At 55.0% G+C, this 22734-nt stretch carries 20 protein-coding genes; 15 read left to right on the top strand and 5 right to left on the bottom strand.

The annotated features are described in order from the left end of the window. Window positions 1–11: 11 nt before the first annotated feature. The 3 genes from KBX13_RS09860 to KBX13_RS09850 form a co-directional block, all read right to left on the bottom strand. Window positions 12–2207 carry a UvrD-helicase domain-containing protein gene (locus KBX13_RS09860; RefSeq protein WP_256022009.1) on the bottom strand — a complete coding sequence of 732 codons (2196 nt, stop codon included), beginning with the start codon at window positions 2205–2207 and terminating at the stop codon, window positions 12–14. A gap of 72 nt (window positions 2208–2279) precedes the next feature. Continuing rightward, window positions 2280–3320: a DoxX family protein gene (locus KBX13_RS09855; RefSeq protein WP_071573918.1), complete on the bottom strand. Its 1041-nt coding sequence runs from the start codon at window positions 3318–3320 to the stop codon at window positions 2280–2282. Window positions 3321–3402: 82 nt separating this feature from the next. Next, window positions 3403–4023: an MBL fold metallo-hydrolase gene (locus tag KBX13_RS09850; RefSeq protein ID WP_256022007.1), complete on the bottom strand. Its 621-nt coding sequence runs from the start codon at window positions 4021–4023 to the stop codon at window positions 3403–3405. Between the two features lie 108 nt (window positions 4024–4131). On the opposite strand from KBX13_RS09850, the gene uvrA reads away from it, so the two are divergent. The 14 genes from uvrA (at window position 4132) to tyrS (ending at window position 20207) form a co-directional block, all read left to right on the top strand. Further along, window positions 4132–6984 (top strand): excinuclease ABC subunit UvrA, encoded by a 2853-nt coding sequence (gene uvrA / locus KBX13_RS09845; protein ID WP_256022005.1) that lies wholly within the window; start codon window positions 4132–4134, stop codon window positions 6982–6984. Between the two features lie 260 nt (window positions 6985–7244). Then, complete coding sequence (gene infC, locus KBX13_RS09840; protein ID WP_083290943.1) at window positions 7245–7793, top strand: translation initiation factor IF-3; 549 nt, start codon at window positions 7245–7247, stop codon at window positions 7791–7793. A gap of 31 nt (window positions 7794–7824) precedes the next feature. Beyond that, window positions 7825–8019 carry a 50S ribosomal protein L35 gene (gene rpmI / locus KBX13_RS09835; RefSeq protein WP_070362525.1) on the top strand — a complete coding sequence of 65 codons (195 nt, stop codon included), beginning with the start codon at window positions 7825–7827 and terminating at the stop codon, window positions 8017–8019. Between the two features lie 53 nt (window positions 8020–8072). Next, entirely contained in the window at window positions 8073–8459 is a 387-nt protein-coding gene (gene rplT, locus KBX13_RS09830; RefSeq protein WP_070362524.1) for a 50S ribosomal protein L20, read from the top strand. A gap of 88 nt (window positions 8460–8547) precedes the next feature. Continuing rightward, on the top strand, window positions 8548–9369 hold the full coding sequence (locus tag KBX13_RS09825) for an RNA methyltransferase (protein ID WP_070362523.1): 822 nt from the start codon (window positions 8548–8550) through the stop codon (window positions 9367–9369). Between the two features lie 111 nt (window positions 9370–9480). Further along, window positions 9481–10509 (top strand): phenylalanine--tRNA ligase subunit alpha, encoded by a 1029-nt coding sequence (gene pheS, locus KBX13_RS09820; RefSeq protein ID WP_369822297.1) that lies wholly within the window; start codon window positions 9481–9483, stop codon window positions 10507–10509. A 13-nt stretch (window positions 10510–10522) separates the two neighbouring features. Continuing rightward, the gene (gene pheT, locus KBX13_RS09815) at window positions 10523–13030 is read left to right on the top strand and encodes a phenylalanine--tRNA ligase subunit beta (RefSeq protein ID WP_256022003.1); all 2508 of its coding nucleotides are present in this window, start codon (window positions 10523–10525) and stop codon (window positions 13028–13030) included. Window positions 13031–13193: 163 nt separating this feature from the next. After that, on the top strand, window positions 13194–14327 hold the full coding sequence (locus tag KBX13_RS09810; RefSeq protein ID WP_070479106.1) for a bifunctional ornithine acetyltransferase/N-acetylglutamate synthase: 1134 nt from the start codon (window positions 13194–13196) through the stop codon (window positions 14325–14327). A 110-nt stretch (window positions 14328–14437) separates the two neighbouring features. Then, the gene (gene argF, locus KBX13_RS09805) at window positions 14438–15385 is read left to right on the top strand and encodes an ornithine carbamoyltransferase (RefSeq protein ID WP_070362519.1); all 948 of its coding nucleotides are present in this window, start codon (window positions 14438–14440) and stop codon (window positions 15383–15385) included. After that, entirely contained in the window at window positions 15385–15876 is a 492-nt protein-coding gene (locus KBX13_RS09800; RefSeq protein ID WP_256022000.1) for an arginine repressor, read from the top strand. The genes argF and KBX13_RS09800 overlap by 1 nt, the downstream gene beginning before the upstream one ends. A gap of 89 nt (window positions 15877–15965) precedes the next feature. Beyond that, complete coding sequence (locus KBX13_RS09795; protein WP_070479104.1) at window positions 15966–17165, top strand: argininosuccinate synthase; 1200 nt, start codon at window positions 15966–15968, stop codon at window positions 17163–17165. An 18-nt stretch (window positions 17166–17183) separates the two neighbouring features. Next, the gene (gene argH, locus KBX13_RS09790; protein WP_070479102.1) at window positions 17184–18617 is read left to right on the top strand and encodes an argininosuccinate lyase; all 1434 of its coding nucleotides are present in this window, start codon (window positions 17184–17186) and stop codon (window positions 18615–18617) included. A 103-nt stretch (window positions 18618–18720) separates the two neighbouring features. Continuing rightward, a complete protein-coding gene (locus KBX13_RS09785) occupies window positions 18721–18903 on the top strand; it encodes a Trm112 family protein (RefSeq protein ID WP_070362515.1) in 183 nt (60 codons plus the stop codon). A 35-nt stretch (window positions 18904–18938) separates the two neighbouring features. Then, window positions 18939–20207, top strand: coding sequence for a tyrosine--tRNA ligase (tyrS, locus tag KBX13_RS09780; protein ID WP_256021998.1), 1269 nt, complete (start codon window positions 18939–18941; stop codon window positions 20205–20207). A gap of 46 nt (window positions 20208–20253) precedes the next feature. On the opposite strand, the gene KBX13_RS09775 is transcribed toward tyrS, so the two are convergent. Then, window positions 20254–20781: a gluconokinase gene (locus KBX13_RS09775; RefSeq protein WP_256006570.1), complete on the bottom strand. Its 528-nt coding sequence runs from the start codon at window positions 20779–20781 to the stop codon at window positions 20254–20256. 191 nt (window positions 20782–20972) lie between these two features. Here KBX13_RS09775 and KBX13_RS09770 point away from each other — a divergent pair, with 191 nt between their 5' ends. Beyond that, window positions 20973–22352 carry a GntP family permease gene (locus KBX13_RS09770; protein ID WP_256021997.1) on the top strand — a complete coding sequence of 460 codons (1380 nt, stop codon included), beginning with the start codon at window positions 20973–20975 and terminating at the stop codon, window positions 22350–22352. A 63-nt stretch (window positions 22353–22415) separates the two neighbouring features. Here the strand turns inward: KBX13_RS09770 and KBX13_RS09765 are convergent. Beyond that, on the bottom strand, window positions 22416–22734 hold a 319-nt coding region (locus tag KBX13_RS09765; RefSeq protein ID WP_256021995.1), incomplete at its 5' end, for a hypothetical protein.

Below are 22734 nucleotides of genomic sequence, written 5' to 3'. Positions count from 1 at the left end.
CGGAGGTTGTTCTATGGCATCTCACCGATGACGGCGAGGCTTTGAGTTGCTCGGGTCATCGCCACGTAGAGGTCTTGCCAACCTTGCGGAGAGGCGTCGATAATTTCTTGGGGTTCTATTAGTACTACATGGTCAAATTCGAGTCCCTTCATCGCATCGACATTTGACTTGTCGATGATCGCTGTCGTGCGCCCATCCTCGTATGTTGCGACAGTTTCTGGGGTGGTGCCGGAAGGCCAAAACTCGACGGGTTGCCCAGTGCTTCGAATACTCTCAGGGACCGCTGCCTCTGAGTCGATCGCGTGAAGAACTTTCGCGGCGTACTCCATAATCTCCGACGGAGTCCGGTAGTTCACACTCAAGGTATGCGTGCGGAAACGCGAGCCAACAAACGGTTCCAGCGTTGCTGACCAGTCGTCTGAACCCGCAGGCGAAGAAGTCTGCGCGGTGTCTCCAACTAATGTCATCCACTTTGATGGGCAGCGCCGAAACACCATCCGCCATTCCATCGGTGAGAGCTCTTGTGCCTCATCCACGATCACATGCCCATAGGCCCATGTGCGATCTGCGCGTGCGCGCTCTGCGGTCGAACGGATATCGGTGCTCGCCTGGCGCTGCGCGAGCGTTTCCGCATCAATGACGTCTGATGCAGAAAGGATCTCAGCCTCGAACTGGTCGTCATCGTTGTCAGTGGACTCGGATGAAGCCAAGACGTCCAACGCGTCCTCTGCCTCGGCCACCTGCTGTTGCCACGCATCGTCATCGGAGTCACGAATACCCTCCGCTGGGCTACTACCAATAAGAATCGACAGCTCGTCGAGTAACGCAGCATCCGACGGGGCCGTTGCCGCACCAGGCTCCCGAAAGAGGGCATCTTGTGTGTAGTCGTCGTAGTCATACGCGACAGCCGCGATTGCGTCGCGGTCTTCAAGCAGATTGCGTAGTACTTCTGCAGGCGACAGAGTAGGGAAGTGGGCGTCAATAAACTCTCGGACCTGGGATTCTTCAGCCAGGTCATCGTGGAGCTGATCGACGTCCGCAGCAGATAACAGATTCTCACCGCCTAGAGGGTCCGCACCAATGGTGTTGGCAAGTGCTTGCGCAAGAAGTTCGCAAAGATGTTCCGCAAACACGGCTCGTGCTTCATTATGAGGACGACGTGACCGTCGTGCTTTGGTTCTGGCTGCCTTAACCATGGCCGGCGTCGCAGCGACGGGAACGTTCTCAATTGAAAGGGTTACCGCGCGCTCCGGAACCGTCTCATATGACTGCACAGCCCGCTTGAGAATCGTGACCATCTCAATCGAGCCTTTGACTTCCCGTGCAGCAAGCGACTCGCTACCTTCCGGGGTAAAACCGGGGATTAAGTCTGAGATGGTGGAAAGCACTACGCCGGTCTCGCCGAGCTCCGGAAGAACTCGCGAGATGTAGTCCAAAAAGACGGTATTGGGGCCAAGAACCAAGACGCCGGTCTTCGCCAGCTGCGCTCGCCAAGTATAGAGCAGATACGCAACACGATGAAGAGCGACTGCAGTCTTGCCAGTACCTGGACCACCCTCGACAACCATCACTCCACGCGTAGCGTCACGAATGACGGCATCCTGTTCACGCTGGATTGTCTCAACGATGGATTGCATGTGCGCAGTGCGTGGCCGATTCATGGCGCGTCGCAGCGCAGCCTCGGATCCGACACCCGAGGCTTCAACGCCCGTACCTGTGCCGGAGAGGACCTCGTCGTCAATAGCTTCCACCGTGCGGCCCCTCATACGGATGTTTCGCCGGGTTTGCACGCCTGAAGGGTGCGCCGTCGTTGCGAGGTAAAACGACCGTGCCATGGGTGCACGCCAATCGATGAGGAGCGTCCGGTACTTGTCTTCGGGGGCGTCGATGCCCATCCGGCCTATATAGCGTCGGTCAAGATTGTCGCTGTTAGGGACTAGATTCTCCGGTGACTCGTCCTCCACATCAATTCGGCCAAAAACTAAGCCAACTTCTGCCAGGTTGAGTGCATCGAGTTTTGCATTCAGCCCATGATATTCGGTTTCGCGCCGGACGAGCGCATCAGAATCTGGGTTGTCAGGGTCGACATCTCGTTGCACCGCTTCCAGTTTGGCTTGGGCTTTCGATACTTCATCGTCAAGACGAGAAAATAGACCGTCGACGTAGTGCTGTTCGCGAGCAACCTCTTGCTCTGACACGGTGAACATAATCTCCTTCAAAGTAAAAGCCACCCCGCAACCACAACTATGCGGCCACGGGGTGTACTACAGAAAGTCAGATTAGCTGAGCTTCTTCTGAACCTTCTTTACCAGCTTGTTCGCGCGCTTTTCGGCCTTCTTAGCCTTACGCTTCCACTTCCACTGCTTGCACTTTGACGGCGCAACATCCAAGTTGTCGAAGGCATCCTGCAGGGAGTCAACCGCGCTCTGGGCACGGTCCTGCAGCTTCGCGGTGCTCTTCTTTACCTTGCGCTTTGCCTTGAACTGGTCCAACTTGCTTGGCTCGAGGCTCTCCAGCTTGTCCTGGAGATCCCCAACAACGCTGTTGACCTTGCGCTTTGCCTTGAACTGCTGGAGTTTGCTTGGCTTCAAGTCCTTGTAGGTGTCTTGAGCGCTATCGGAAACATCCTCCATCCAGTCACCCGCATCAGAGAGGAACGAGGAGGTTTGCTTGCGCGCATCCTGCCAGAAGCCCTCAGCTGCGTCAGATGCCTGGTCCGCAAACTTAGAGGCCTGCTTCTTCCAGTCATCCTTGTTGTTATCGACGTAGTCGACCACTTGATCTGCAGTATCGGACAGCCAGTTACTTGCTTTACCCAGAGCCTTTTCGGTCTCAGACTGGGTAGGCAGTGCCTGCTGTACGTTCTTCTTCGCGGTGCGGGCAGCCTGCTGGGCGCGCCACTGCAGCCCTGGCTTGCCAGCAGTGTCCACAGTCGCGAGGAGCACACCACCGGCGAGAGCGACATCGGTCAGCGCGCCAGTCTGACGACGCTGCTTCTCATTCGCCTCGTCAGCCTCCCAGAAGGCATTACGGCCGATAATCGAGGGGATTGCAGTCGCAGCGAGCAGTGCAGCGGAAGTGCGTGGCAGCTTGCCAATGGCGAAGAGGCTGCCTGCACCTGCTTTAATGCCACCAACGACCTGAGCGGCCGTCTTCGGGTCGCTCGGGATCAGACCACGGTACTCGCTCGGAACGGCACCGCGGACCTTATCTAAAAGCGCCTTCGTGCTTTCTTTATTGGCATTTGGGTCACGCAGCGTCTGAACACCGTCAACGATGTAGACGGACGCGAGCATTGGCCTTGCGAGTTTTCGAATCATAAATGCATTCCTCTTTTCTTTTCGCAACGTACCGGTCGCTGTATATACGTTCTATGTGACGTCCGACATTCGGATTACGCTTTTACCAGCGACGGTTCCACCAAACATCTAAATCTGGACGCTCTGCACCAAGCGTAGTGGATTTACCATGGCCCGGCCACACAATTGTCTCATCCGGGTATGCGTCGAAGAGTTTTTCTTTGACATCGCGGAAGAGTCGCACGAAGTCGCCTTCGGAATTGGTTTTCCCAAGCCCACCAGGGAAAAGGGAATCACCGACAAAGAGGTTAGGCACCCCCTTGAGGTCGGCGCGCACGGCTGCGCCACCTGGGGTATGTCCACGCAGAATTACCACTGGGAGCTCGTGGCCTGCGAACGAAATCGAGTCGCCGTCGTGGAGTTCGCGGTCGACAGGAGCAGGCAGGGCAGGTACCTCGAGGAACGGTGCCCAGTGTGTAGCGCCCGTTGCTTCCAGGACTGTAGCCAATGCGCGCACGTGGTCGTGGTGGCGATGCGTCGTTAATACATCCGTGATCTTGACTCCGGCCTGTTCGGCCATGGCGAGGATAGCCGGCGCGTCGTCAGCGGCGTCGATTAGCAGGCCCTGGCCATCTGCGCAGAGGAGATAGCAGTTGTTGTCCATCGAGCCGACGGAAACTTGGTGCAGTGTTATTTGGGGCAGTGGAGTTGATCCTGAATTCATGGTGCCTACCCTAGTCAATTCTTTCTTCGCCAGAACAGTGATTACCGAAGTGGTATACGCTGGTATGTTCGGAACAAAATGAACCGATCTTCTGGAAGAGGTATCTAGGTGGCTGACCGTCTTGTTGTACGTGGAGCAAGAGAACACAACCTGAAGGGCGTCGATGTGTCTCTGCCGAGGGACAAGATGGCCGTATTTACAGGCCTGTCTGGATCGGGTAAGTCCTCGCTGGCATTCGATACGATCTTTGCGGAGGGACAGCGTCGATACGTTGAGTCCCTTTCGTCGTATGCTCGGATGTTCTTAGGACAGATGGATAAGCCCGATGTCGATTACATTGACGGACTATCGCCCGCGGTATCAATCGACCAAAAATCGACGAACCGTAACCCCCGTTCGACTGTAGGTACCATCACCGAAATCTACGATTACCTTCGCCTGCTCTATTCGCGGGCTGGCACTCCTCATTGTCCAGAGTGCGACGCTGTGATTGAACGGCAGACGCCGCAACAAATTGTGGACCGCGTGCTGGGGATGGAGGAGCGCCTCAAGTTCCAAGTCCTTGCCCCGGTAGTACGAAAGCGTAAAGGCGAGTTCGTTGACTTGTTTAAGGATCTCGCCGCTCAGGGTTACTCTCGAGTGAGCGTGGACGGCGAGTTGTACCAGCTCAGCGATCCACCGAAGCTTGAGAAGCAGGTCAAACACACGATTTCGGTGGTAGTGGACCGCCTTCAAGTGAAGCAAAGCCAAAAGCAGCGTCTCACCGACTCAGTGGAGACAGCACTCAAACTTGCCGACGGCCTCGTTGGCTTCGAATTCGTTGACTTCGATGAGGGCAACCCTGATCGGACCCAGATCTTCTCTGAAAAGATGGCGTGCCCGAACGGGCACAAACTTAACGTTGAGGAGTACGAGCCGCGCGCGTTCTCGTTTAACTCACCGTTTGGTGCCTGTCCAACGTGTGATGGTCTCGGGACGCAGAAGAAGATTGACGAAGAACTCGTTATTCCAGATCCAGACGCACCAGCAATTGATGCTTTCCAGCCATGGAACTCCAGCCCGAACAAGCGATACTTCGTCAAGTTGATTGAAGCGTTAGCAAAAGAGGAGGGCTTTGATGCTCACGCTCCGTTCAGCTCGCTGACGAAAACGCAGCAGAAGCATTTGGTAAATGGTTCCAAAACCAAGATCAGCGTGCGGTACAAGAACCGCTACGGCAGGCAGCGGTCATTCAGCGCAGCTTATGAAGGCGTCATTGGGTACCTGGAGCGTAAGCTCGAGCAGGCCGAAAGCGATACCCAGAAAGACCGACTGCTTGCTTATACGCGAGAGGTACCGTGTCCTTCGTGCAAGGGCGCTAGGTTGAAGCCCGAGATTCTCGCCGTTCGCCTCGACTCAACAACGCATGGTGAACGCTCCATCGCCGGGCTTACGGAACTGAGCATTGAGGATGCGTCCGAATACCTTGATAATTTGGTACTTGGTTACCGTGAGGAAATGATCGCGGGTGCGGTACTTCGAGAGATCCAAGCTCGGCTGCACTTTCTCTTGGACGTAGGACTGAGTTACCTCTCGCTCGCTCGGTCAGCCGGCACCCTGTCGGGCGGTGAAGCGCAGCGCATCCGTCTGGCCACGCAAATTGGGTCTGGCCTTGCCGGTGTACTGTACGTGCTTGATGAGCCGTCAATCGGTTTGCATCAACGGGATAACCAGAGGCTGATTAAGACTCTGAAGAAACTTCGCGACCTTGGGAACACGCTGGTTGTGGTTGAACACGATGAGGAAACGATCCGTGAGGCTGATTGGTTGGTAGACATCGGGCCGCTCGCCGGAGAATACGGCGGGGAAGTGGTCTACCAGGGAGAACCCGACGGTATCCGTGAAGTAGAGAACTCCATTACCGGAGACTACCTTGCGGGCAGGAAAAAGATTGAGGTCCCGGATCAGCGTCGACCGGTAGACGCAGACCGCAAGCTGAGAGTTGAGGGCGCGCGAGAGAACAACCTCAAGAACGTATCAGTGGATATTCCACTGGGAGTGTTGGTAGCTGTTACTGGGGTATCTGGGTCTGGCAAGTCTACGCTGGTAAACCAGATTCTGGCTAAGACTCTCCAGAATGAGCTCAATGGAGCTCGACAAGTCCCGGGACGGGTAAAGAAAGTCAGTGGCCTTGACCATCTCGATAAACTTGTCCAAGTCGACCAGAGTCCCATCGGACGTACACCACGATCAAACCCCGCGACATATACAGGGGTGTTTGACAAGATCCGCAACCTATTCGCGGAAACACAAGAGTCAAAGGTTCGCGGCTACAAGGCTGGCCGATTCTCGTTCAATGTCAAAGGCGGGCGCTGTGAAGCGTGCCGTGGTGATGGCACTATCAAGATTGAGATGAACTTCCTACCGGATGTATACGTCCCGTGTGAGGTGTGCCAGGGAGCACGATACAACCGTGAAACCCTCGAAGTGCGCTATAAGGGTAAGAACATTGCCGAAGTTCTCGATATGCCGATTTCTGAAGCAGCTGAGTTCTTCGAGCCAATTCAGTCAATCCATCGATACCTCAACACGCTTGTAGACGTCGGCCTGGGCTATGTACGTCTTGGGCAGGCTGCGACAACGCTATCCGGTGGTGAGGCACAGCGGGTGAAGCTGGCGGCAGAATTGCAGAAGCGAACTAACGGCCGAACAATTTACATCCTCGACGAGCCCACTACGGGGCTGCACTTCGAAGACATTCGTAAGCTCATGCTTGTGCTGAATGGCCTGGTGGAAAAGGGCAACACTGTGTTGGTGATCGAACACAACCTGGACGTTATCAAGTCGGCGGACTGGGTGATTGACATGGGGCCTGAGGGGGGATCAGGCGGTGGAACGGTGGTCGCGCAGGGAACGCCAGAAGACGTAGCACGTAATGGCAAGTCTCATACAGGTGCTTTCTTGAAGGAGATATTGCAATAGATCCAGCTTGAATACATGATTTGCTTGAATAAACTTCATGTATTAAAGTTCTCACCACTACCGCCCAGAGCATTCTTTACAAAGGTGCCTGGGCCACAAGTGGAGTGAATCCCACCCCATGCCGGTCGATAGTGATCAGGATACGGGTCAAGGTAGCCAAAGCATTTTTTGGTTGCCTACGGAAAGCTCCCGCGTTATTGCTAATAGCGCGGGTTTTGTGCTTTTGCGCAGAATCACTGGTGGTCTGGTAGCGATCACACATTGGTTTCTATGTTTTAGGAGTTCTCATCAGCGCTGAAGCTCGGATTAACGATCGTATCCGCGTCCCGGAAGTCCGCTTGGTCGGCCCGTCCGGCGAGCAGGTAGGGATCGTCCGTACCGACGATGCTCGGAAACTGGCTTACGAGGCCGATCTTGACCTCGTCGAAGTTGCGCCAAAGGCGAAGCCGCCCGTGGCGAAGATCATGGATTACGGCAAATACAAGTATGAGCAGGATCAGAAGGCTCGCGAGGCTCGCAAGAACCAGCAGCAGACCGTAGTGAAGGAACAGAAGTTCCGTCCTAAGATCGATGAGCACGACTACCAGACGAAGAAAAACAATGTGGAGCGCTTCCTAGAGAAGGGCAACAAGGTCAAAGTCACCATCATGTTCCGTGGCCGCGAGCAATCGCGCCCAGAACTCGGCTACCGCCTCCTCGAGCGTCTTGCAGACGACATTCAAGAGGTTGGTGTCGTGGAGTCCCGTCCGAAGCAGGACGGGCGAAACATGACGATGGTATTCGGACCTGCTCGCAAGGGCAAAAAGTAGATCAAGTTTTCAACTCTGAAGGGCTTTCAACATGAAGCAGAAGACCCACAAGGGCACCGCAAAGCGCATCAAGGTTAACGGCAAGGGCAAGCTGCGTCGTGAGCAGGCTGGTAAGCGCCACCTGAACGAGAAGCTGTCTTCGAAGCGTCGTCGCAAGCTCTCGGGTACCACCGACGTAGCTAAGAACGACGTGAAGCGCATGAAGCGCCTCCTCGGCATGTCCTAAGCACTGCCCAAGTTAAAACAACCGGTGAACGAAAGAAAAGGAAGTATTGACTCATGGCACGTGTCAAGCGTTCAGTTAATGCCAAGAAGAAGCGTCGCGCGATTCTGAAGTCCGCAAAGGGCTACCGTGGCCAACGCTCCCGCCTGTACCGTAAGGCAAAAGAACAGTGGCTGCACTCCCAGACCTACGCTTACCGCGATCGTCGTAAGCGCAAGGGTGAGTTCCGTAAGCTGTGGATTCAGCGTATCAACGCCGCGGCCCGTATGAACGACATCACTTACAACCGTCTCATTCACGGCTTGAAGCTCGCAGAGGTCGAGGTTGACCGCAAGATCCTCGCGGAGCTCGCAGTGAACGACTTTGCAGCCTTCTCCGCTATCTGCGAGATCGCTAAGAAGGCCTTGCCAGCTGACGTAAATGCGCCAGTTGATGCAGCATAAGTTGCCTAGAACGTTGAACTAGGACGGAGCCCGTCGGCAAGCGTGAACGCTTGGCGGCGGGTTTTTACATTCAGGAGTAGGAAATTTCGTGGCCCTTGACTTTTCACAGCCCTTCACCGAACGAACCCCGCGAGTCGTGAATGCAGCGAAGCTGCTCCGCGCAAAAGGACGCAAGAAAGCAAACCGCTTTCTGGTGGAAGGGGTGAACAGCGTCGAGGCTGCCGTAGCTACGGGCGCGGCTACTGACCTCTTCGTGACAGAACATGCGTCACAAGCCTTTGCTGACGTTGTGACTACCGCAGAATATATGGATGTATATGTTCATGCCATTACAGATATCGCAGCGAAGCACTTGAGCGACACTGTAAACACCACTGGTATTTTTGCTGTTTGCAAGCCAGTGTTGTGGTCAGTCGGGGCAGCTCTTCGCGGTAAGCCTTCTTTTGTTGTGGTCGGGATTGATACTAACGATCCGGGTAACGCAGGCACGATGATTCGCATTGCTGACGTGTGCGGGGCGGATGCTGTCATATTTGCCGGCGACTGCGTCGATCCTGAGTCGGGCAAGGCTGTGCGGGCCTCAGCAGGTTCGTTGTTTCACTTACCTGTGGCACGCGAGCGCAATACCCAGGACGTCCTTGGCCAGTTAAAAGCAGCAGGGCTTCAGACAGTAGCGACGACTATTGACGGCGAGGTATCCCTTGAGAAAACAAGTGATCTGCTTTCTGCCCCGATTGCTTGGCTGTTCGGAAACGAAGCACACGGATTGCCAACAGCTATTGCAGATCGTGCTGATGTACGGGTATCAATCCCGATTCAGGGATCTGCAGAGTCGCTGAACCTTGCAACAGCGTCAGCAATGTGTCTTTGGGAAACTGCCAAAGCAAAGATGGCGCAACAAGAGCTTTAGTTATATGTGTCGTGTCTGAAGCGACAGGTATGCTTAGTTTCGTTTTAACGGCTTTACAACCTTTACTACAAAGCGTAATCGGAAGGACCGAGTGTGTCGGAAAATAGTGGAATCGAATTGTCAGAAGAGAAACTCAATGCGGCAGCAGAAGCTGCAATTTCGGATTTTGAAGCAGCTGCAGACCTGCAGGCGTTAGAAGAGGCTCACAAGCAGCACTTGGGCGACCAAGCCTACATCCCTCAGGCTCGGCGTGCACTCGGTTCGTTGCCAAAGCAAGACCGTAAAGACGCTGGTAGGGCAGTGAATGTGGCCCGAGGCCGTGTAGAGAAGGCGTATGCCAAACTTCACGCGGTGCGTGAAGCCGAGTACCGCGAGGCTCAATTGAAAGCAGAGGCTGTCGACGTAACTCTACCGACACGTCGTTCTCAGCTGGGCGCGATGCACCCCATCACAACGTTGAGTGAGCAGATCGCAGATATCTTTATCGGCATGGGGTGGGAGATCGCCGAAGGGCCAGAAATCGAAGCCGAATACTTTAATTTTGATGCACTGAACTTCATTCCGGATCACCCGGCGAGGACGCTGCAGGACACCTTTTACGTTGGTAAACCTGGTTCCCGCCAGGTGATGCGCACGCATACTTCGCCTGTCCAGGTTCGAACGATGCTTGACCGTGATGTGCCTGTGTACATTGCTTGCCCTGGCAGGGTATTCCGCACCGATGAACTTGACGCAACGCACACCCCAGTTTTCCACCAGATTGAGGGTCTTGCCGTCGATAAAGGCCTGACTATGGCTCATTTGCGTGGCACACTCGACCACCTTGCGAAGACGCTGTTCGGGCCAGAGACGAAGACGCGTATGCGTACCAATTACTTCCCCTTCACCGAGCCATCTGCTGAGGTAGACGTTTGGTTCCCAAATAAAAAGGGTGGTGCTGGCTGGATCGAGTGGGGTGGCTGCGGCATGGTGAACCCGAACGTGCTTCGCGCAGTAGGCATTGATCCGGATGAGTACTCAGGCTTTGCGTTCGGGATGGGCCTTGAACGTACTCTCCAGTTCCGTAACGGCTTGTCAGACATGCGTGACATGGTCGAAGGCGATATCCGTTTCACCGTCCCATTTGGTGTGCAGGCTTAAAGGAGTTAATGACATGCTGATTTCAAAAAATTTCCTCACCACCCTTCTGCAACAGGCGGGCAATACTGGTTGGTCTGTCACTGACGAAGAGATGGACGCAGGCTTCGTTCGCGTCGGTTTTGAGACTGAAGGCTACGCCCCGATTGAAAAAACCGAGGGTCCCCTAGTGCTCGGCAAGGTCCTTGAAATTGAAGAGCTCACCGAGTTCAAGAAGCCGATTCGTTACTGCCAGGTTGACGTGGGACAGGCGAATGGCACGGGTGAGCCGCAGGGCATTATTTGCGGTGCACGTAACTTTACTGTTGGAGACACGGTAGTTGTCGCGCTTCCGGGGTGCGTTCTTCCGGGTAGTTTCGCTATTTCTGCGAGAAAGACTTACGGGCATATCTCTAACGGGATGATGGCGTCAGCGGCGGAGCTCGGTCTGACCGCGAAGAGTGCTGGCATCATCACTCTTAGCGATGAAATCAGCGCCCCTGGCACTGATGCGCGGGAAGTTCTGGATCTCGACGACACTATCTTCGAAGTGAACGTCACTCCGGATCGTGGTTACGCTTTGTCGGCGCGTGGCCTAATGCGAGAGCTTGCGTCGGCATTCGACATCGCTTTTGTCGACCCAGCTCAGCAGCCTGACATCGTCGGCATCGATATTTCTGCAGTTCCTGCGCCAGCAGGTTCCCTTCTCGACGTCACCGTAGAGCCGGACACCGCTACGAAGCGCTTCGGGCTGCGAAAGGTGGAAGGCATCGACCCCGAAGCGGCGTCGCCGTTTTGGATGCAGCGCGAGCTCATGCTCAGCGGCATCCGTCCAGTGAACGGCGCAACCGATGTTACGAACTTCGTAATGTTGCTGCTCGGTCAGCCGATGCACGCCTTTGACGCAGATACAATCTCTGGCGCGCTTCGCATCCATAATGCGGAAGAGGGCACTGAATTCGAAACACTGGATCATACAATGCGAACCCTTCGCGCTTCCGATGTAGTCATTTCTGATGACTCTGGAATTCAGTCTCTGGCTGGTGTCATGGGTGGCACGACCTCAGAAATTTCGGAAACCACGAAGAATGTTTACTTCGAAGCAGCAACTTGGGATGAACTTACGGTTGCGCGTACTGCTCGTCACCACAAACTGAGCTCAGAAGCCTCCCGTCGATTTGAGCGTGGAGTCGATCCGGCACTGGTGGAGGTAGCGTTGGATGTAGCTTGTGAGCTGCTGACGAGCTTTGCCGGGGGCAAGGTTGCAGCAGGTCGTACGTTGGTGGGTGAGGTGCATCAGCGAACTGAGATCTCTATGGCGAAAACGTTCCCTTCGGCATTGATCGGCGTCAAGTACTCTGAAGAGACCATTTCTCAGCGGCTACATGAAGTCGGGTGCGGCGTTGAAGAAAGTGGTGGCAATTTCATTGTGACGCCACCTTCCTGGCGGAATGACCTTACGGTCCCAGTAGAGCTTGTAGAAGAGATTGTTCGGCTCGAAGGGCTTGACGCTATTCCATCGATTCTTCCGACGCCGAAGGGGGGACGTGGCCTGACTGCAACGCAAAAGCGTCGTCGTGCAGTGACGCATGCTCTTGCGTACTCAGGTTACGCAGAGATTATTCCTACACCGTTTATGGCCACGGGTCTTTTCGACGCCTGGGGCCTGAGCAAGGACGATGCCCGCCGCGCAACCGTGTCTGTTCAGAATCCTCTGGATAGCGACTACGCCGTACTCGCTACGACACTCTTGCCCGCAATGCTCGAGGCAGTAGCGAAAAATGCGGCCCGCGGTCAGCATGACGTGTCGATTTACTCAGTTGCACAGGTAGCTATCGGCGGGGAAGCTGAAACACCAATGCCAAGCGTTGATCACCGCCCGGACGAAGAGACCCTGGCAGCAGTGGTGAACTCATTGCCGAAGCAGCCGCTGCATGTTGCAACTCTTGGCGTCGGAGATGCCGAAGTAGAGGGGCCTTGGGGCGATTCGCGAATGTACTCGTGGGCTGATGCTGTTGAATCTGCGCAGATAGTGGCGCGGACAGCCGGGATAGAGCTCGAGGTCCGGGCAGCAGACTACCTACCATGGCATCCGGGACGCTGCGCAGAGTTGCTGGTCGACGGCCAAGTTGTTGGTCACGCAGGTGAACTACACCCGCAGATTCTGGAAGAATGTGGCTTACCTGCACGAGTTTGCGCAATGGAGATGGACCTTTCGGCATTGCCACAGAGTGCTCACCTGCCCGCTCCGAAGCTGTCTGCGTACCCGGCAGTTCACCAGGACCTTGCATTGGTCGTGGACGACTCGACACCGGCCGAAAGCGTGCGAAAGACCGTAGCAGAACACGCCGGGCCGTTATTGGAAAATGTAACGCTGTTTGACGTCTATCGTTCTGAGTCCCTCGGCGAAGGCAAGAAGTCGCTCGCATTTGGACTCTTGTTCCGTGCGGATGACCGAACGCTCACTGAAGACGAAGCGTCGGAAGGGCGTTTAGCTGCGGCTGAGGCAGCGAAACAGGAATTTAATGCCACGATGAGGGCGTAGGTTACTTTTGCTGCTGACAGGCAGGACATCGCAGTGAGCGGCGTCCTGCCTGCTGTGGTTTTAGGAATGCATGTATCTTGAATCGGCACGAGCTTGCCATTTGTCTGGCAGGATGGGACTCCGTAGCCACAAGCGTCTACACCCGTAAAGGAGCCATAAAACCATGCCACAACAGACCGTTCTCACCCCTAAGGGATTTGTGGCTGCAGGTCTTCACGCGGGAATACGCGAAGGCGAGGGGCGTGATCTGGCGCTCATTGTTAATCAGGGACCTGCTTGGAACGCAGCAGCGGTGTTTCCAGATAGTCGGGTCTGCGCCTCGCCTGTTCGAGCTACGCGCGAAGTTATGCGCTCGCATGCTGTGAACGCAGTTGTTTTAACATCAGGCAACGCTAATGCGTTCAACGGTTCAACGGGGGATGCGGACACTCGTGAGATTCAGAAGCGCGTATCCCAAGAGATTGGAGTCCCAGAAGACCGGGTCGCAGTCTGCGCGAAGGGACAGTTCGCAGTGCCTTTGCCAATGGAGCGTGTGAAAACTGGGTTAGCCAAACTCGCCACGGATCTGGGAGATACCCCTGCGCACGCTGAATCGGCTGCGGCCGCAATAGCGTCAACCCAAGGAACGATCAATCAAGCAGGCGTGAGCTGTGGAGCTTGGAGTGTCGGGGGCATTTCCCAGGGGGCTGGAAATTCACAGGAAACACTAGACACAGTACTGGGGTGCCTCACCACAGATGCGCTTGTACCGGCCTTTTCACTCGAAAAGGCATTGCGACGGGCTATGGAAACTACGTTTAATACGCTTGATCGATCTACAGCCCCGCTAACGAACGATACGGTGTTGTTGCTCGCATCTGGTGCGAGCCAGGTCACCCCCAACCAAACTCAGTTGGATGAGGCAGTGCTTGCGGTTTGCGAGGCATTGGTGGAGCAGCTTTTGGTCAACCAGGGAAGCGCGACCAAGAAATTAACGCTTGCCGTGGCTGGCGCTGCAAATGATGAAGAGGCACGCATCGCAGCACAAGCCGTGGCATGTGACGGACGTTTTCGAGAGTCGCTACTCAGTGGTGCTCCGGACTGGCCACGCGCACTCGCGATTGCGGGGAAGACAAAAGTGTGCCTAGATGCTGAGGCACTGGAGATCAACGTCAATGGAACACAGCTCTGCCAGGGAATCACTCCGCTCTTGACAAGCCGGGTGCTTGACTACGACGAACACGTGACTATTACGCTGGATCTAGGAACTCGTGGCGTCGGTACAGCAACAGTGCGGACGTTTTTGGAGCCTATGTAAGGGGAAAGTGGGCGTCGAAAAGCGAACGTCCAGGAGGCTTTGAAAATACAATAGGGGAGACGTCCGCATATTTTGCAGCAATCATAACGCAGAAATAGGAAGTAAACAGCATGGTGAACTCAGTTCGGCACTTTTTCGCAGACGATGACTTGACGCCAGAGGAACAAGCGCAAGTGCTCACGCTTGCCGCAGAGATGAAAAAGAACCCTTATGCGCACCGACCTCTCGAAGGGCCGAAGTCTGTTGCGGTACTTTTCGACAAGACCTCCACGCGCACGCGGTTCTCCTTCGATACAGGGATTGCACAGCTGGGTGGGCACGCGATTGTTGTCGAAACTCAGAATGCACAAATGGGCAAGGGTGAGTCCTACCAAGATACGGCGGCGGTGCTTTCGCGATACGTCGAAGCAATCGTTTGGAGGACGTATGCCCACGACAATTTGCTCCAGATGGCGGAGACATCACAGGTTCCGATTGTTAACGCGCTTTCCGATGACCTGCACCCGTGCCAAATTCTTGCGGATCTGCAAACAATCGTCGAAACCTTTTGTCCTGAGCAGGGGCCGGCGGGACTCCACGGCCTGAAAGCTGTGTATTTGGGAGATGGCGCTAACAATATGGCCAACTCCTACATGATTGGGTTCGCAACTGCGGGGGTAGACATCGCGATCATCGCGCCTCCGGAGTTTCATCCGGAGCAGCGGTTTGTGGACCGTGCGCGTGATCGTGCAAGCCAGACAGGTGCGACAGTCACGGTTACCAGCGATGTTGCTGCGGTAGCTGGAGCAGACGTGGTTATCACGGATACTTGGGTGTCAATGGGCATGGAGGGAGATGGAAAAGATCGACGCACTCCGTTCTTGCCATACCAAGTAAATAGTGGAATTATGCAAATGGCCGGTAATAATGCGATATTTCTTCACTGCCTACCGGCGTATCGTGAAAACGAAGTGACCGCAGAAGTAATCGATGGGCCGCAGTCGCGAGTCTTCGATGAAGCTGAAAATCGTCTTCACGCCCAAAAGGCGTTGTTGACCTGGTTGTTGGAGCACCAATAATGACCCAAACTGTCTCAAGAACTGCGCGACAAGCTCGGATTCTGGAGATACTTGTGAGCACGCGAGTGTCTTCTCAGATCCAGCTTTCCGAGCTTTTGCAAGACGAGGGTATCGAGATTACGCAGGCAACCCTATCCCGTGATCTTGATGAGCTGGGAGCAAAGAAAGTGCGGCCAAGCGACGGAGGCCGTGCATATTACACGGTGAACTCCGATGCCGAGGCTTTTGATGCCTTGCATACAGGCCCACGTGAGAAACTTCGTCGAATGATCGAGGAACTCGTCGTCTCTGTTGACCATTCTGCGAATATGGCTGTACTGCGAACTCCACCTGGAGCTGCACAATATCTGGCTAGCTATATAGACAGAGTCGGTTTGGAGCAGGTAGTAGGCTGTATCGCTGGTGACGATACGATTTTTGTTCTCGCCCGAGATCCGCTTAAGGGCAGTGACCTAGCCCAGCAGGTATTTGGACGCAATACAAAGGCGTAAGTGACGCCGAAGCAAGCACAAACCCCGCGCTAGGTATACTATGTACCGCAGTGCAGAATATGATCTAGAAACACAAGGAGCTTTGATCCATGACTAACCGTGTTGTACTCGCATACTCAGGCGGGCTCGATACCTCTGTTGCGATTTCCTACCTCGGCGAAATGCTTAATGGCGAAGTCATTGCAGTAGCACTCGACCTTGGCCAGGGCGGCGAAGATATGGAGTCCGTACGTCAGCGCGCATTAGATTGCGGTGCTGTGGAATCCATCGTTATCGATGCGAAAGATGAATTTGCTGAGGACTACTGCCTGCCAACCATCAAGGCGAACGGTATGTACATGGGTGAGTACCCGTTGGTGTCAGCAATTTCCCGCCCGTTGATCGTAAAGCACCTTGTGAAGGCCGCACAGGAGCACGGTGGTACTCACGTATCACACGGTTGCACCGGTAAAGGCAATGACCAGGTTCGTTTTGAGGTTGGATTCCTGAACCAGGACCCAGATCTGGAAATTGTTGCGCCTGCTCGCGATTTTGCGTGGACACGCGATAAGGCGATTGCGTACGCAGAAGGAAAGGACCTGCCAATTGAGCAGTCGGCAGCTTCGCCATTCTCGATTGACCAAAACGTTTGGGGGCGCGCGGTAGAGACAGGCTTTTTGGAGGACCTCTGGAACGCGCCGACGAAGGATCTATACGCTTACACGGAAAGCCCTTCGATGGGCAATGCGCCTGACGAAGTCATTATCTCGTTCGAGGGAGGCAAGCCGGTTGCAATCGACGGCCGCCCGGTAACGATGTTGGAAGCAATCGAAGAGATGAACCGTCGCGCTGGTGCGCAGGGCATCGGTCGTCTGGATATGGTCGAAGACCGCTTGGTTGGCATTAAGTCCCGTGAGATTTACGAAGCGCCAGGTGCGGTCGCTCTGATTACGGCGCACAAGGCGCTCGAGGACGTTACGATTGAGCGCGAGTTGGCTCGCTACAAGCGACTTATCGACGCGCGCTGGTCGGAGGAAGTGTACGACGGTCTTTGGTTCGGTCCGCTCAAGCGCTCCCTGGATGCGTTCATCGAGTCGACACAGGAGCACGTCACTGGGGACATCCGCATGGAAATGCATGCAGGTAAGGCAGTGGTCAATGGCCGCCGCTCCAACCACTCCCTGTACGACTTCAACCTCGCGACGTACGACACAGGCGACACTTTCGACCAGACCTACGCTAAGGGCTTCGTCCGTTTGCATGGTTTGTCATCGCAGATCGCGAACAAGCGCGATCGCGAAGCGAAATAGCAGGGAGCTTTGGAAGTTATGCAGCAGCATAAGACGAATGAAGGCGCGCTGTGGGGCGGTCGGTTTTCTGGCGGCCCTTCTGAGGCGATGTTCGCGCTGAGCGTATCGACGCACTTCGATTGGGTGCTTGCGCCTTATGATGTATTGGCATCGAAAGCTCACGCAAAAGTCTTGCACCGTGCAGGACTTCTTTCGGACGAAGACCTGAAGACCATGCTCGAGGGGCTTGAGCAACTCGGCGCAGACGTTGCAAGTGGTGCGTTTGTTCCCGAACCGACGGACGAAGATGTTCACGGCGCAATGGAGCGCGGCCTGATCGACCGAGTAGGTCCTGAGGTAGGAGGGCGCCTGCGTGCAGGGCGCTCGCGGAATGACCAGGTGGCAACGATGTTCCGGATGTGGGTTCGTGATGCCCTGCGCGGTGTTGCTCTGCACATTACGGATCTCATCGATGCTCTCGTTGCACAGGCGGCTGCACATCCCGATATCATCATGCCGGGTAAGACCCACTTCCAGGCTGCGCAGCCTATTTTGCTCGCACACTCGTTGCTCGCTCACGCACACCCGCTGTTGCGTGACTTGGAGCGGATTCAGGATGCGGACAAGCGGTTGGCTGTGTCGCCGTACGGCTCTGGCGCTTTGGCGGGTTCTTCGTTGCACCTAGACCCGGAGGCGATTGCGGAAGAACTTGGCTTCTATGAAGCAACCGACAACTCACTGGACGGCACAGCTTCGCGTGATTTCGCAGCCGAAGCGGCCTACGTTCTAGCCCAGATTGCAGTGGATGTGTCCCGCTTTGCGGAAGAGATTATCGCCTGGTCGACGCCAGAGTTCGGTTACGTCACGTTGGACGACGCATGGTCGACTGGTTCTTCGATCATGCCGCAAAAAAAGAACCCAGACGTTGCGGAGCTTGCCCGAGGCAAGTCAGGTAGGTTAATCGGCAACCTTACCGGATTGATGGCCACTCTTAAGGCGCAGCCTCTCGCGTATAACCGCGATTTGCAAGAAGACAAGGAGCCGGTAATCGATTCCGTAAACCAGCTCAACATTCTTCTGCCAGCGTTTACCGGGTTGGTCTCGACTCTCAAGTTCCATGGTGATCGAATGCGTGAGATTGCACCTGCGGGATTCACGCTTGCTACCGATTTGGCAGAGTGGATGGTTCGCCAGGGTGTGCCATTCCGAGAGGCGCACGAAGCTTCCGGAGCATGCGTACGCATCGCGGAGTCCCGAGGCGTCAACCTTATTGACTTGACAGATGAGGAGCTCGCGAGCGTAGACCCTCGACTTAACGCAGGTGTCCGTGACGTGCTCACGATTGAGGGTGCTGTGAGCTCGCGCGATACACGCGGTGGAACCGCCGGCCCACGGGTAGAAGAACAGCGTGTACGCGTAGCGGAGGCAAATAGGAAGTATCGAGCGTGGGCAGAGAAGCCTGTGCGGGGTTAAAATCGGTACCGCATTTGCGACGCCCACCTTTCGGTGGGCGTTTCCACTTTTTGTAGTGGTGGCGTCGATAAGTGACTAACAAGGGTGAGGTAAGCTCAACTGCATGAGTCTTGATCCCAAACTTCTCGACGTACTGGTGTGCCCGCAAGACAAAGGGCCGCTTGAGTATAAGGAAGACGAACAGTTGCTGGTGAATGAACGCATTGGTGTCGCGTATCGGATCGACGATGGTATCCCAGTCCTGCTAATCGACGAAGCAGTTCCCTATACAAACACCCACAAGTAACGACGCTGGGAAGACGACTCTCTGAAAGGAATTTCATGACTAACGCAAACATTATCGACGAACTCGAGTGGCGTGGCCTGATCAATCAGCACACGGATCTGGAGGCGTTGCGTGAAGAAACGCAGAAGCCTATCACGTTGTACTGTGGCTTCGACCCGACAGGCCCTTCACTACATGCAGGTCACCTGGTGCCGCTGCTGATGCTGCGCAGGTTCCAACTCGCTGGACACCGGCCAATTGTGCTAGCAGGTGGTGCTACCGGCAAGATAGGCGACCCGCGTGACGTGGGCGAGCGCACGATGAATTCCGATGACACTGTGGCAGATTGGGCCGAGCGAATTGGAAGCCAGCTGTCAAAGTTCGTCGATTTTGACGGTGAGAACGGTGCGCTGCTGCTGAATAATAATGATTGGATTAAGGACTGGAAGGTCATCGAGTTCCTTCGGGACGTCGGCAAGCATTTTTCGCTCTCCACAATGCTGAGTCGTGATACCGTGAAGCGTCGCCTGGAAAACGACGGGATTTCTTTTACCGAGTTTTCGTACATGCTGTTGCAGGCACATGACTTTGTACAGTTGCGTCGTACGCACAATTGTGTGCTGCAGGTTGGTGGTGGCGACCAGTGGGGCAACCTGGTTGCTGGTGTTGATCTGAACCGACGCATGGATTCGGAGCGCGTGCATGCGTTAACCGTTCCGCTTGTGACGGACTCCGAGGGCAAGAAGTTTGGCAAGTCCACCGGCGGTGGTTCGTTGTGGCTTGACCCAGAAATGACCAGCCCGTACACCTGGTACCAGTACTTTGTTAATGCGGCGGACGCCGATGTGATCCGGTACCTGCGGTGGTTCACGTTTCTCGATAAGGAAGAGCTGGATGCTCTTGCCGTCGAGGTCGAAGAGCGACCATTTAAGCGAGAGGCACAGAAGCGGTTGGCGCAAGAGATGACAGATCTCGTCCATGGCCGCGAAGCTCGTGAGGCCGTTGAGTTAGCGTCCCAGGCGCTATTCGGTAAAGCAGATCTGACTGATCTCGATGAGTGTACCTTGGCCAGCGCTGTTGCCGAGACGAATGTGTTCGAGGTCGCGGCTGGAGCTGAAGTCAGCATCGTGGACATGCTGGTCGGCTCCGGCTTGGCCGACTCGAAGGGTGCTGCCCGTAGATCGCTGAAGGAAGGCGGCATTTACGCCAACAACGAGCGTGTAGTAGATGAGAACTGGGTTCCATCCGTGGATGATTTTCTGCATGGAACCTGGCTCGTGCTGCGTCGTGGTAAGAAGACATTCGCAGGCGTGAAGCGCAGCTAGGCGCAGGTGACAGCATCTGAAAGCAACGCGGTGGTAGAGCAGAAGCCTATGCCACCGCGTTAAGTCTTTCCATGATGGTTGCTGCGATGCCCTCGGGAGTGTCATCGATATCCACAGCGAAACCCAGCTCGTCCAGTTGGAGCGATTCAAGCGTATCTAGCTGGGAATCCAACATTGAAGCAGGCATGAAGTGATCCGTACGGTGGCTCAGTCGTTTCAGCAGTAGCTCACGCGGCCCGTCTAGGTGCACAAATATAAGGGGTACGTCGGCTAGTCGGAGCTTGTCGCGATAAATGCGTTTCAGCGCTGAACATGTAACGACGGTTCGCTTTCCAGCACTGTCTTGCTTTTGAAGCCAGTTCGAGAGTTTCTCAAGCCACGGCCAGCGGTCCTCGTCGGTGAGAGGTTGGCCCTGACTCATCTTTTCGACGTTTTCCGCCGGATGAAACTCATCAGCCTCGACGAGTTCAAAGCCGGATCTCTGCGCAAGAATCTCGGCGATGGTGGTCTTTCCACTTCCGCACACTCCCATAAGGATGAGGTGCGCCGGGGGTAGCTTCTCTGCTTCATGCATGTTCTTCCCTCCTTGATGCTTCACGAGTGGGGGTAGCTAAAGAAAGCGTCGCCCTGACATTGATGCAGTGCACGATCGCCCACTGAAGTATGTGTATTCTAACGCTATAGCCAGTTTTCCGTATTGACGCCCCGTAGATCGGTGCGTCGATACGGCCTTGAAGCCTCGCTTGAGAAGAGACAGGATAGCTCATGGAAACTTGGGAACAGACGTTGTCGGCCGGCCCCTTAATGGGGATCGCTGCGGTCGGCATTGCCCTCATTCTTTTGCTCATTATTCAGTTCAAGGTCCATGCGTTCGTCACGCTGATTCTTGTGTCTGTCTTGACCGCTATCGTGGCAGGCATTCCAACAGGAGAACTGTATGACGTTGTGATGGGCGGCTTCCGTTCCACACTTGGCGACGTCGGTATTCTTGTCGGTTTGGGCGCGATGCTTGGCAAACTTATTGAGTACTCCGGTGGCGCTAGAGTCCTCGCCAACACGATGATCGATAGGTTCGGCGAGCGGCGAGCGCCGATGGCGCTTGGTGTGGCCTCGCTCTTGCTTGGCTTCCCAATGTTTTTCGACGCCGGCCTCGTTGTCATGCTGCCGATCATTTTCGCAGTTGCCGCTCGTATCGGTGGACCAATCTTGCTCTACGCAATTCCGACGGTTGCTGCATTCTCTGTCATGCACGTCTTCGTGCCTCCGCATCCAGGACCAGTCGCTGCTTCGACATTCTTCGACACAAACCTTGGTCTGCTGATCGTTTTTGGCTTGATTGTTGCAGTTCCAACGTTTTATGTTTCGGGCCTTTTGTGGGGTAAGTATTGCGCAAAGAAGTTCCCGTTTACGTCAGTAGCAAACGCCGTTTTCAACTCGGACGACAGCGATATTAAGTCATTGCCGAAAACAGGCACTGTCATTACGATTCTGCTGCTCCCGATGCTGTTGATATTCCTGAACACGGGTGTCGACTTTGCGACGAAATCTGGCGCAATTACAGGTGACGAAACCTGGGCGCAGGCGTTCACGTTCCTTGGAAAGTCCGGTATTGCGCTGTTGATTTCGGTTCTCGTCGCGCTTCCAGTGCTCGGGACCTCACGTGGGGTGAAGGGTTCGGCGCTGGAAAAACTCGTCGATTCGGCGTTAGGGCCAATTGCATCCGTTGTGTTCATTACTGGTGCCGGTGGCATGTACGGCGGAGTTCTTCGTGCGTCTGGTATCGGCGATGCCATCGCGGATCTCATGCAAGGACTAGGAATTCCAGTCATCCTCGCTGTGTACTTGGTAGCGGTGATCATGCGCGTTGCGCAGGGATCTGCAACTGTAGCGCTGACAACCACGGCCGGATTGATGGCTCCAGCAGTACTGGCTGGCGGCTACTCGGAAATTCAGATCGTCGCAATTACATTGGCGTGTGCGGCCGGTTCGGTTTGCTGCTCTCTAGTGAACGACTCCGGCTTCTGGCTTGTGGGCCGTCTTTTTGGGATGGACGTCAAGACCACACTGAAAACTTGGACGCTGCAGCAGACCATAGAATCCGTGGCGGCATTCCTAATCACGCTTCTGATCTTTGTCCTTTTCTAACTCCTTGAGAAGGCGTTAGGGGAACGCAATCTGATCCGTTAGCGCCTTCTCAATAAACTACTTCTACCAGCCAATTTGTGTTGTTGTTGGTGTGTGTGTAACTTTATGTGAGTCAGCGAGACCGACAACGCCCCGCCAGACAGACTCGGTAAAGAGTTGGTTGGTGAGATGGCGGTTAGGAAAACTACCGCTGGCCGACATAATGAAATAGGTTCTGTGATGCGGCGCGTGTTTGCGTTGTTGAGAATGTTTTGTTAGTGTCAATCTTCGTCGCTTTGAATGCGCCACTGTGTTTTGTGGTGTGTTTGGGTGTGCGGTTGTTGTTTGAGAACTCGATAGTGTGCCAATGTACTTTTTATTTTTTTGATTGCATTGACTTTTG

It is taken from the genome of Corynebacterium sp. CCUG 51687 (assembly GCF_024453995.1).
Classification (GTDB): domain Bacteria; phylum Actinomycetota; class Actinomycetes; order Mycobacteriales; family Mycobacteriaceae; genus Corynebacterium; species Corynebacterium pseudogenitalium.
The sequence above is the reverse complement of the archived record's forward strand: the minus strand, read 5'-3'. Positions and strand labels throughout refer to the sequence as shown.

Bases quoted from the DNA above. Each gene is read 5' to 3' on its own strand.
- KBX13_RS09860 (WP_256022009.1), bottom strand. From the start codon at position 2,207: ATGTTCACCGTGTCAGAGCAAGAGGTTGCTCGCGAACAGCACTACGTC.
- KBX13_RS09770 (WP_256021997.1), top strand. From the start codon at position 20,973: ATGGAAACTTGGGAACAGACGTTGTCGGCCGGCCCCTTAATGGGGATC.
- KBX13_RS09855 (WP_071573918.1), bottom strand. From the start codon at position 3,320: ATGATTCGAAAACTCGCAAGGCCAATGCTCGCGTCCGTCTACATCGTT.
- KBX13_RS09850 (WP_256022007.1), bottom strand. From the start codon at position 4,023: ATGAATTCAGGATCAACTCCACTGCCCCAAATAACACTGCACCAAGTT.
- rpmI (WP_070362525.1), top strand. From the start codon at position 7,825: ATGAAGCAGAAGACCCACAAGGGCACCGCAAAGCGCATCAAGGTTAAC.
- rplT (WP_070362524.1), top strand. From the start codon at position 8,073: ATGGCACGTGTCAAGCGTTCAGTTAATGCCAAGAAGAAGCGTCGCGCG.
- argH (WP_070479102.1), top strand. From the start codon at position 17,184: ATGCAGCAGCATAAGACGAATGAAGGCGCGCTGTGGGGCGGTCGGTTT.
- KBX13_RS09810 (WP_070479106.1), top strand. From the start codon at position 13,194: ATGCCACAACAGACCGTTCTCACCCCTAAGGGATTTGTGGCTGCAGGT.
- KBX13_RS09785 (WP_070362515.1), top strand. From the start codon at position 18,721: ATGAGTCTTGATCCCAAACTTCTCGACGTACTGGTGTGCCCGCAAGAC.
- argF (WP_070362519.1), top strand. From the start codon at position 14,438: ATGGTGAACTCAGTTCGGCACTTTTTCGCAGACGATGACTTGACGCCA.
- KBX13_RS09795 (WP_070479104.1), top strand. From the start codon at position 15,966: ATGACTAACCGTGTTGTACTCGCATACTCAGGCGGGCTCGATACCTCT.
- KBX13_RS09775 (WP_256006570.1), bottom strand. From the start codon at position 20,781: ATGCATGAAGCAGAGAAGCTACCCCCGGCGCACCTCATCCTTATGGGA.
- pheT (WP_256022003.1), top strand. From the start codon at position 10,523: ATGCTGATTTCAAAAAATTTCCTCACCACCCTTCTGCAACAGGCGGGC.
- KBX13_RS09800 (WP_256022000.1), top strand. From the start codon at position 15,385: ATGACCCAAACTGTCTCAAGAACTGCGCGACAAGCTCGGATTCTGGAG.
- tyrS (WP_256021998.1), top strand. From the start codon at position 18,939: ATGACTAACGCAAACATTATCGACGAACTCGAGTGGCGTGGCCTGATC.